The organism is Nocardiopsis lucentensis DSM 44048, assembly GCF_000341125.1.
Lineage (GTDB): Bacteria > Actinomycetota > Actinomycetes > Streptosporangiales > Streptosporangiaceae > Nocardiopsis > Nocardiopsis lucentensis.
Window position 1 is genome coordinate 1 of sequence record NZ_ANBC01000348.1, and the last position, 10,522, is coordinate 10,522.

Sequence of the window (10,522 nt, forward strand, 5' to 3'; positions counted from 1 at the left end):
CCACGGCGTGCTCGTCGATCCACTGCTGTTGGACGGGGAGGGCACCGGACCCGCCGATCCCTCCGGAGCCAAGGAACCCGTCGGCGTCTTCCTCACCGGCAGCCTGTGCCTGGAGAGCGACCTGATCACCCGGCGCAAGGTCTTCCTGCCCCGCCCTCCCAGGCCGGGCGACCTCCTGGCCTTCGCCAACACCGCGGGCTACTGCATGGACTTCGCCGCCACGCACGCCCAACGCCAGCCCCCCGCGCGCAAGGTCGCGGTCGGCGGGGCGCCGGGGCGCTGGCGGTGGACGCTCGACGAGGAATACTGGCCGGTCCCGCGTTCGGAAGGAAGGTCGGCGTGAGGTATGACAACATCACCGACGCCATCGGCGACACCCCGCTCGTGCGCATCGACCCCGCCGTGCACGGCCTGCGCAACATCGACCTGTACGCGAAGCTGGAGATGCTCAACCCGTTCGGGTCGGTCAAGGACCGGGCGGCGTGGAACATGGCACGCCCGGATCTGGCCCGGGCCCAGCGATCCGGCGCCACGGTCGTGGAGCTGTCCAGCGGCAACACCGCCAAGGCGCTGGCCGCCATCGCGGGCATGCACGGTCTTCCGTTCCGCAGCGTGACCAACCGGATGCGGGTGCCGGAGATCAAGGACCTGCTCCTGTTGCTGGGCGCGAGGATCGAGGAGTTGCCCGGGCGCACCGAGTGCCTGGACCCGACGCTGACCGACGACCCGCTCACCCTCATCCACCAGGAGCTGTCCGCTCCCGACAGCGCCCACCTGCACACCGACCAGTACTTCAATCCGCGCAACGCCGACGCGCACGCGGCGGGGACGGGGCCGGAGATCGTCGCCGACCTGGACGGGCGCGCCCCGGAGTACTTCGTGGCGTGCGTGGGCACCGCGGGCTCCTCCACCGGTGTGGCGCGGGTGCTGCGCGACCACGACCCGGGAACGCGTGTGATCGGGCTGGTCGGGTCCAAGTCCGACTTCATCCCGGGCATCCGCACCATCGACGAGGTGCACGAGGTGGGACTGTTCGACCCGCAGGTGTACGACACGATCGAGGACGTCAGCGCCGAGGACGCGGTCGAGGGGATGCTGACGCTGGTGCGCCGGTGCGGGATCCTGTCCGGACCGACCGGCGGCGCGGCCTACTTCGGGGCCGTGCGCCACCTGCGCGGGGTCGACCCGACGCTGACCGGGCGGGCGAGCGCCGTGTTCATCGTGTGCGACCGATGCGAGAGCTACCTCAGCTACGTGCGGCGGCTGCGCCCGGACCTGTTCCACCGGCCACCCGAAACCAACTCGGTGGCGAGCCTGACCGAGGAGGAGGTGCGCGCCGCCCCGGCGCTGGACGTGGCGAAGGCGCGCGCCTGGATCGCGGAGGAGCGGCCGTTGGTGGTGGATCTGCGCAGTCCGTTCGCCTACGCGGCGCTGCACGTCGAGGGGTCGGTCAACATCGTGGACGAGCTCTTCGACGAGATGCTGCGCGCGGGGCTGCCGTTCAGCACACGCCAGCCCGTCCTGCTGGCGTGCCCGGTGGGCGAGCAGTCGGCGCGCTACGCCGCCCTGCTGACGCGGATGGGCCACACCGACGTGCACAGCCTGGCCGGGGGCATCATCGCCTGGCGCGACGCGGGCGCGCCGTTGGTGCGTGATTGAGGTGGAGCGGTCGTGGGAGGACCTCACGGACTGGCAGCGGTCCCTGCGTGAGCAGTTCCCGATCATCACCGCCCACCCGGACCTGGCCTACCTGGACAGCGCGGCCACGTCGCAGAAGCCGCGCGCGGTGCTGGAGGCGGTGCGGGAGTACCTGGTGGGCGGCAACGCCAACGCGGGGCGCGGCACCTACCCCTGGGCCAACGCGACGACGGCGATGGTGGAGCGCGCCCGCGAGCGGGTCAAGGCGTTCCTCGGCGATCCGGAACCCGGGCGGTCATCCGTGCACTTCGTCAGCGGAACGACCGAGGGGCTGCGCAGGATCGCCCTGGACTGGCTGACGGAGCTCCTCGATGACGGAGACGAGATCGTCGCGCCGTTCGCCGACCACCAGGCCAACCTGTCGCCGTGGCTGGAGGCGCGCGACGCGCTGGCCCGGCGCGGGGTCGGGGTGCGGGTGGTGGAGATGCCGAGGCAGGCCGGGTCCGGTGACTACGACACCGAAGCGCTGGCCGGGGTGGTCGGGCCCCGGACGCGGTTCGTGGCGCTCACTCACGTGCACCACGTCTACGGGGGCGACATGAACGTCCACCGGGTGCGCGAGGCGGTCGGCCCGGACGCGGTGGTCTGCCTGGACGCGGCGCAGAGCGTGGGCCACCTGCCGGTGTCGGTGGCCGAGCTGGACGTGGACTTCGTGGTCTTCTCCGGGCACAAGGCGCTGGCCCTGCCCGGAACGGGAGCGGTGTGGGCGCGGCGGGCACGGGGGCCGCGGTTCTCCCCCAGCGGGTGGGACGGCACACCGAACACGGTGGGGATCGCCAGCCTGGCGACGGCGCTGGACTGGTTGGACGCGGCCGGGCTGGAGCGGATCGACCGCTGGTGCGCGGGGCTGGCGGCCCGGCTGACCGAGGGGTTGCTCGAACTGGCCGCCTTCGAGGTGCTGGGGTGCCAGCTGAGTCTGGCCGGCGACTCCCCCGTGCAGCGACGCGCGTCGATCGTCGCGTTCCGGCACGAGCGGATCGACTCGGGCGATCTGGGGTTCGTCCTGTACAGCCACGGGTTCATGGTGCGCTCGGACAGCCACTGCCAGGCGGGGGCGGAGCCGGGGGACGGGTCGGTGCGGGTGAGCCTGCACGTGTACAACACCGTCGAAGAGGTCGACGGGCTGTTGGCGGTCCTTCGGGAACTGTGAACATGGAAACCACTCCCAGAAAACTACCCAACGCGCTACTCTCTCCACCATGAGTGACGTTGCTTACGAGCCCCGCATGGAGCCCCGCCAGGTGGCTCCCCAGCTGAACACCGCCCTGGCCGCCCTGCACGACAAGGCGGTGGGATTCCTCGACCCCCTGTTGACCGAACTCGTCCTGGTACGGGCCGCCCAGCTGAACGGCAACGCCCACGGCGTGGACGTGCACACGGCGGCCGCCGCCGGGAAGGGCGAGAGCGACCGCCGCCTGCACGCGATCACCGTGTGGCGGCAGACCGACCTGTTCACGCCCAAGGAGCGGGCGGCTCTGGAGCTGACCGAGGCGATGACGGTCACCGGCCGTGGACCCGTGCCCGACGCGGTGTGGGAGGAGGCCAGGGCGCGGTTCAGTGAGGGCGAGCTGGCGCACCTGCTGTTCTCGATCGCCTCGGCCAACGCGGTGAACCAGGTGGACGTGGCGGTCGGTCGTCGGCCCGAGTGATTTGGGGCGTGTGCGTCGGGGGCGCGGCCGAGGTCTTCGCCGGGCGCGTCCCCGTTCGCGTCATGTGGTGTGGCAAACCGAACGGCCCCTTTACGACGTAGATTCATTGTCGATGAGGTCATCCGAACCCCTGCCATCCCTGACCGCCGAGATCAGCCGGACGGCGCCCTCGTGGACCTCTCGAACGCGGTCAGCAATCACTGACCGCGCAGGTCGTACGGAAGGGGTCCCACGGGCTCGGAGCCGCTGCGCGCGATCAGGTCGATGTCGTCCACGACGCCTCCGCTCAACCGGGAGAGCTGCTCCCACTCCCATCAGGCGGTGAGCACCACGTCCGACGGGCCTCGATCCGCATCCGCTCGACCTCCTCGTGCAGCAGCGCGATCCGGGCTAGGTCCCGCGCGACGATCCATTCCTGCTCACGCAAGCCGGCCCGGCGTCGAAGCCCGAGATCCGGCGGAGTCTCTCCCACTCCCCGTACCCGAGATCGGCCGGAGCGACATACCGGTCCACGGGCACGAAGTACACGGACGAGGAGGAAGGGAAGGAGGGCGATCCCGAAACTGCGCATCCCTCCCTCCACAGGGACCATATGAGTCCGAAGGCGAGGATCGTCACCTCCCCCCTTGAACCCGCCCTGCGACAGTCGCGGCGGAATATCGAGGAACAGACCCACAAAGCCCACCGCGATGGCGAGCATCGACCGGGCAAGGGCGCAATCGCACACGGTCATCGCGACCAGGGTGAGGGTAAAGGTCACCCCGCCGGAGATCAGACGCTTCCGACGTGTGCGCAGGAGTCGTGGCCGGTCCCCTTACGACACCTCCCGGATCTCGACGGTGGGCGCGCGAAGGCGGTCGAGCGTCTCCTAGGGCAGAGTCGGGTCGAAGACGGTGCGGGGAACCTCGTAAGCCGCATCGGGGGATCGAGACCTTGCTTGCCCTCGCGTGTCGCAGGCGAGTGTCCTGTCGGGGGCGCGGTGTACGGCCAGACGGTTGCGGCGCCGCGTCCACCACCCGCCGAAGGAAACGGACGGATCCCCGCAGGTGCGACACCTGCCCTGGACATGGTTCGTTTTTCGAACACGCCACCGGGGGACCGAAAGGACTCTACGGGCGTCGGAGGACGTGTCGAGAAGACAACTCAACTGACAACGTGAGAACAACCTCGTCACTCACGTTCGTGGAATGGACGCTCCCGTTGCTCGACTCGATTCCCCGTACTCGGCGGCCCCGCGAAGATCTTCGCCAACGCCACATGCAGCGAGAACGCGCAGTGCCTCGAATTCAAGGCGCCCCGACCCGCCCACGTCCCATCGGACCGCATCCTCCAGCGATCGGATCACCTCGCCCACACATGACGATAACTGAGCACTCTGGTCGAAGACCGTGGTGCACCGACGACCCGACTCGACCGGTACCGGTGTTCGCCACGGTGGCGCTACGGTCCCACTCGGGCCTTTGCCCGAATCTCGATGCGTGCCCTCGCAATAGAAGCATTTATCGAGGTGATTTCGATAGTCACGCAGCACCGGTGGACAAGTCTTTTGCCGTTAACGCATCCTGAGACGAAAGCGCACCGCCCGACCACAGAACGGGCACAGAGATGCGAATCGATTAGAGGTGGAGGTGGATGCGATGTCGACAGACCGAGATGACGGGCAAGAACCGGCCGGGCAGCGGACATATCCGTACCGCGGGCGGGATGAGTTGACCACGAAGGACTCCGCGTGGTTCCACGGTCGGGGAACGGTGGTCGATGAGGTGCTCACCGCGTTACGTCGTCGACGGCTGGTGCTGTTGGTCGGCCCATCGGGCAGTGGCCGGTCGTCTCTCGTCCAAGCAGGGGTGCTACCGGCCCTGGCTGACGGTCTCCTTCCCGACAGCGACCGCTGGCTAGCTGTCTCGACCCGGCCGGGTCGAGACCTGGTGGCCGAACTGAATCAGACCGGCCTGCCCGGAGCCGCAGGGGAGGGCATCGGGCACGCGGCCGAACGCCGCCTTGCGCGTGAACCCGATCATGATCACCTGCTCCTGATCATCGACCGGTTCGAGGACTTCCTCGCCCAGTCCACGGCCCCGGACGTGGCCGCCGAGTTGGCAACCTTGACGAGCGACCATCCGACGGTCCACCTTCTCCTGGTCATGCGCGATGACGCGTATCCGCGCCTGGCATCCCGCTGTCCGGAACTGTTGGGCGCCGCGCTCCCCGGACTGGTCAACATGCCCGCCACCCTCAGCGACGCCGAACTCCGGGCCATCATCACCCGTCCCGCGGAGGCGGTGGGTGCCCGGGTCGAGGACGGTCTACCGGAGGAGATCATCGATGACCTGCATCGTGCTTCCGCCCCGGATCAGCGGGTACCCGCCACATTCCTCCCACCCCTGGCGATGGTGTTGAGCCGACTCTGGGAACGCCGCGTGGACGGCCGCCTGACGCGCGACGCCTACGAGCAGATCGGAGGCCTCACCGCGTTCCTCACCGCTGGTCCCGGGGAGCGCCACCGGCCGCCGGTGCACGGTGTCCTTCGGCGCGAAACGGTCCTGGCAGGTCTACTCGTCCTCACACTCGTCGTGGCCGGCCTGTACTTCTCCCAGCGTGAGTCCGTGCTCATCGCGCAGTCCCGCCAACTGGCCGCCCGGTCCGAGGCGCTGTTCGGCTCCGACCTCGAACTCGCCTCCCTCCTGGCCGTCCAGGCGTACCGCACCAGCCCCACCGTGGAAGCCCGTACAAGCCTCTATAGCGCCGCAGGAGCACGCCTTATGGGCAGCTTCGACACCGACGCCGATGGGGTGGGGTCGGTAGCCTTCAACCCCGACGGCGCCATCCTCGCCACAGGCACCGACCGAGGCGATGTTCACCTATGGGACACGGCCACCGGGCAAAGACTGAACACTCTGCTCCACGGCTATGGCTGGATCACCGATGTCGAATTCGCCCCGAATGGCGCCACGCTCGCCGCGGGCAGCGCCGACGGTACGGTGCGACTGTGGGACACCACCACCGGCGAGCCACTCCACGCCGTCACCGGACACGAGAACGCGGTGCATGCCGTGGAGTTCGGCCCGGACGGCGCCACACTCGCCACGAGCGGCGCCGACGGTACGGTGCGACTGTGGGACACCACCACCGGCGAAGAGCGCCGTACCCTCACCGGCGACCGCGAAGAAGTGTTCGATGTCGCGTTCAGCCCGGACGGCACCACGCTCGCCGCAGGCAGCGCCGACGGTACGGTGCGACTGTGGGACACCACCACCGGGGAGGAACGCCGTACCTTCGATGTGGGCACCGGATATCCGGTACACGACGTGCTCTTCGGCCCCGACGGCGACGCCCTCGTCACCAACACGGCCGCCGCCCTGTCGCTATGGGAGGCGGAAACTGGCACGGAAGTCCTCACTCGCGCCGCGGGCGGCGTCTGGATCGACTCGGTGGCGGTTGCTCCAGACGGCACGACCCTCGTCTACGGTGTGAGCGACGGGAGACTTCGACTGTGGGACTCGGCCTCCGACCATGAGCCGTACACCCTCACCGACGACCACGGCAGGGTAACCGACCTCGCCTTCCAACCCGACGGCACCGGCCTCGCGACCGGCAGCTTCGAGAGTGACACCGCGCAGTTGTTGACCACGGCCACCAGCGAAGAGGAACACCAGATCTTCGACCTCGACGAAGAGTCGGAGTACTGGTCGCGGCAAGTGGCCTTCGGCTCCGATGGCACCTCCCTCACGACTGTCACCCCGGACGGCGCGGTGCACGTGTGGGACGTGGTCAACGGCGACAAACGCCGCACCGTCGCCGGTCATGAAGACCGGAGATTTCCTTTCCTCAGCCCCGACGGAGCCACACTGGTCACCACCGACACCGATGGCGAGTTCACCGTCCACCTGTGGGATGCGGTCACCGGGGAGAAACGCCACACCCTCACCGGGCGCGGTACCGAGACGTTCGAGCCCGCCTTCAGTACCGCCGGCGAATCGTTCGACGTGAACTTCAGCCCCGACGGCCACACTCTCGCCATCGTTCACGAGTACGGTTCAGTCTGGTTGTGGAACGCGACCACCGGTAAGGAGCGCCATACCTCCGCTCTCGGCGAGGAACGGGTTCTCGATTCGGCGCTCAGCACGGACGGCACCACACTCGCGACCATCGACAAAAACGGTGCGGCTCATCTGTGGAACGTGGCCATCGGCAGGAAACTCCGCACCCTGAAGGCACAGGGCGACGATCTGCGTGCACCCGCGTTCAGTCCCAACGGAACCATCCTCGCCACCAGCACCCCCGGAGGCACCGTCCACCTATGGGACACGGCCACCGGTGTACGCCGCCACACCCTGGCCGCTGAGGAGGGCATGGAGCATCCCATGGCGTTCAGTCCCAACGGAACCATCCTCGCCACCAGCACCCCCGGAGGCACCGTCCACCTATGGGACACGGCCACCGGAGAGAAGAGGCGCACCTTGATCGGGCACGGCGATACGCTGACTCAACTGGCATTCAGTCCCGACGGATCCCTCCTGGCCGCTATGAACGAAGAGAGCGCGGTGCGCGTGTGGGGCGCCCACGTTCCGGGCCCGGAGGAGGCCATGACGCAGATCTGTGCCGCCCTCGGCCGGGATTTCACGGCGGAGGAACGCGCTCGGTACCTCCCCGCACCGACGGACGGTCCCGCGTGCCCGTTTTCCCCCACAGGCTGAACTGCGAGGGTGGACACGAGGTCTCCGGTGTTCGAGTTCTTCTACCCTGATGAACCCTCCACCGGAGACCTCTCGGCCACTTCACGATCACGACACGCTCGTCACGCAAGACTTCGCGGCAGTTCCCAGGGAGCCTATGTCCAGGCGTGACCAATGACCGTTCAGAGTGGGCCGAGGCGAGCCTTGAGCAGGCAGAACTCATTTTCTCCGGGGTCGGCCAGGACATGCCACTGCTCCTGCTCCGTCTGGCCGATATCGGCCGGGCGCGCCCCGAGCTTCAGGAGGCGTTCCAGTTCGGCGCCCTGATCCCGGTCGATGGCGTCGACGCCGATGCGCAGCCGGGCCTTCCCCGGCTCCGGATCGTCCCTGCGACTGAGGATGCTCGTCGGCTGCGGACCGCCGAAGCCTTCGCGCGGGCCGATCTCCGCCGTTGCGCCGTCCTCTCGATCGAGTACAACGAAGTCCAAGACCTCGCACCAGAAACGCGCCAGCACCTCGGGGTCCCGACAGCCGAGCACGAACTCACTGATACGACATGCCATGAACGGAATCCCCTCTCATTCTGGAAACTACCAGGGAGGCCACACGCGAATCCCAGGCGCACTACCGGATCTCCAGAAAACCCTGCGACGCCCGAACGGTATCCTCTGAGATAGCTGTTTCGTGCACGGAATCTAGTCATAGCGGCATTCATCGGCATCCGGGGTCTCGTGGCAGGCCACGATTCTCTCTTCAGCCGTGGCGGCGATCAATACGATCCAGTGTTGTTCGGGCCGTTCCGGGGAGGCCTCCACGAAGAACGGCTCATCGCCGTCGCGGAGTACGACCTCATCGGTATTCTCCCGGGCATCGATGTAGCGCGCCCGGAGTCCCCATTCGCAGGTCTGTCCCGCTGTCGCCGCCTCCACACGGAGACCGCCCGGCTCCAGGCCGCCGCCGAGGTCGATGCGTCTGCGGGCGAAGTAGGGCCAGCCCTGATCGAACCCCTCGTCGGAGATGAGCAGCGTCGGATCGTCATCGGTGAGGTCCACGGCGACACCGGGATAGGTGGCCTGGCCGGCCGACTCGAACTCCACCAAGGTCGTGGCCGTCGGGTCGGTGCACGAGATGTCGACAGGGGTCATATCCACGATGCTCAGCTGGGAGCGACGTGACGACAAAAGGGTCATGGTGAACACGGCCGTACCAATGTTGGGAGTCGGATCCGGTTCCCAGGACCACCCGCCCGCCGGTCCGAGACGTCCCGCGGAGAATTCCGGGATCAGGCGACCGCCCAAGGGTTCCAGGAAATCCCAGGCCTCATAGGAGGTGAGCTTTCGGAGCGTCTCCACCTCGTTCGATGTCAACGGCCGGTCCAAGACGATTTCAAAGTTTTCGGGAGGGTCGGTGTCGTAGGTGATGGAACCGGTGAACGGTGGACTGTCCGCGTCGAGCGCCCTTTCCGCATCCCGCTGTTCGCGAAGTCGAGCCTCCGTGGACCAGAGGTCATAGGCGAAGGTACCGGCGAAGCCCCCCAGGGTGATGAGGAGGGCCACTGCCAGGGAAATCGACCAAGCCCGGACACGGACCCGCCTCGGCGCGTCGCGACCTTCGGGAAAGAACCTCTCCCACAGGACATCGAAGGTGTTCGGACCGCCCTCGTCACGCCGCGCCCGTGCGCCGTTCGAATCACGTCCCGGCCGGTGGGGCGACCGGCGCGTCAACGGGTTTCGTGAGCGCTTCCAAGACCGAACGCGAAAGGTTCTCCTCACCTTCCGGGCGCGGAAAGGGGAAGCTGAGGATTCGGGTCTTCTTCCCTCGGGGGGGTCGTCTTCTTCTGGGCCTTCCATGGCGAGCCTCGATTTCCTGGTGAGGGCTACATGAAGACGACGGTAGTGAACCACGGCTCCTCGGCACAGGACGTGGCCGCCATCGGACACGGCTGTTTAGGAAGCACTACGGCCTCGCACAGTGAGCGGGATTTGTGCGTGCTCGGCCTCTCCGTGCATGGTCACCTGGAGGAACTCCATGCGCTCCAGGTCGCAGGTGTCCACCACCACGCAGGTTCGTGGGTCGCGTTTCAGGTGCTTGGCCATGACCGCGTAGGAACCCGTGATCCACCACAGCACACCCCGTTCCCACAGAAACCAGACCGGCCTGACCGTAGGAGCGCCGACGGAGTTGATAGTGACCACCCGGGCGACCAGGGGGCGCTGGAGGAAGGCGTCGACGTCGCAGGGATGTGGCGACTGGGCACCGGAGGGGGTGGTCATCCCCCACACGCTGGGCGCGGGAGCGGCCCCGCGCACGTCCGCCCCCGAAGGGGTGCGCGGGGCCGCGTCAGCGGTCGGTGGGGTCAGCGGGCGGGCAGGATCCGGCCGCTGACCTCGCCGAAGTGCACCCGGGACCCGTCCGGGCCGGGCGCGGTCGCGGTGATGACCACCTCGTCCCCGTCCTCCAGGAAGGTGCGCTCGGTACCGTCCGCCAGCCGCAGGGGGC

At 68.0% G+C, this 10,522-nt stretch carries 7 protein-coding genes and 3 pseudogenes; 5 read left to right on the forward strand and 5 right to left on the reverse strand.

Translation table 11 applies throughout. From position 1 onward, the window contains the following. The 4 genes and pseudogenes from D471_RS34075 to D471_RS0112210 all read left to right on the forward strand — a co-directional run. Window positions 1-343 (forward strand): annotated as a pseudogene (locus D471_RS34075) (hypothetical protein); the annotation flags it as partial. Beyond that, window positions 340-1,659 carry a pyridoxal-phosphate dependent enzyme gene (locus tag D471_RS0112200; protein WP_017598874.1) on the forward strand — a complete coding sequence of 440 codons (1,320 nt, stop codon included), beginning with the start codon at window positions 340-342 and terminating at the stop codon, window positions 1,657-1,659. The pseudogene D471_RS34075 and the gene D471_RS0112200, both read left to right, overlap by 4 nt. Further along, the gene (locus D471_RS0112205; protein WP_169548890.1) at window positions 1,652-2,848 is read left to right on the forward strand and encodes an aminotransferase class V-fold PLP-dependent enzyme; all 1,197 of its coding nucleotides are present in this window, start codon (window positions 1,652-1,654) and stop codon (window positions 2,846-2,848) included. The genes D471_RS0112200 and D471_RS0112205 overlap by 8 nt, the downstream gene beginning before the upstream one ends. Window positions 2,849-2,897: 49 nt before the next feature. Further along, complete coding sequence (locus D471_RS0112210) at window positions 2,898-3,347, forward strand: carboxymuconolactone decarboxylase family protein (RefSeq protein WP_026127653.1); 450 nt, start codon at window positions 2,898-2,900, stop codon at window positions 3,345-3,347. 286 nt (window positions 3,348-3,633) lie between these two features. Here D471_RS0112210 and D471_RS41315 read toward each other — a convergent pair whose 3' ends face one another. After that, complete coding sequence (locus D471_RS41315) at window positions 3,634-3,774, reverse strand: hypothetical protein (protein ID WP_206538938.1); 141 nt, start codon at window positions 3,772-3,774, stop codon at window positions 3,634-3,636. Between the two features lie 1,210 nt (window positions 3,775-4,984). Between D471_RS41315 and D471_RS0112220 the strand changes: the two genes are divergently transcribed. After that, the gene (locus D471_RS0112220) at window positions 4,985-8,044 is read left to right on the forward strand and encodes an nSTAND1 domain-containing NTPase (RefSeq protein WP_338045333.1); all 3,060 of its coding nucleotides are present in this window, start codon (window positions 4,985-4,987) and stop codon (window positions 8,042-8,044) included. Between the two features lie 161 nt (window positions 8,045-8,205). Here D471_RS0112220 and D471_RS0112225 read toward each other — a convergent pair whose 3' ends face one another. The 4 genes and pseudogenes from D471_RS0112225 to D471_RS41755 form a co-directional block, all read right to left on the reverse strand. Continuing rightward, on the reverse strand, window positions 8,206-8,586 hold the full coding sequence (locus D471_RS0112225) for a VOC family protein (RefSeq protein ID WP_017598879.1): 381 nt from the start codon (window positions 8,584-8,586) through the stop codon (window positions 8,206-8,208). A gap of 132 nt (window positions 8,587-8,718) precedes the next feature. Then, window positions 8,719-9,579: a hypothetical protein gene (locus tag D471_RS37630; protein WP_017598880.1), complete on the reverse strand. Its 861-nt coding sequence runs from the start codon at window positions 9,577-9,579 to the stop codon at window positions 8,719-8,721. A 435-nt stretch (window positions 9,580-10,014) separates the two neighbouring features. Then, window positions 10,015-10,296: pseudogene (locus tag D471_RS34085) on the reverse strand (pyridoxamine 5'-phosphate oxidase family protein); the annotation flags it as partial. Window positions 10,297-10,379: 83 nt separating this feature from the next. After that, window positions 10,380-10,522: pseudogene (locus D471_RS41755) on the reverse strand (fumarylacetoacetase); the annotation flags it as partial.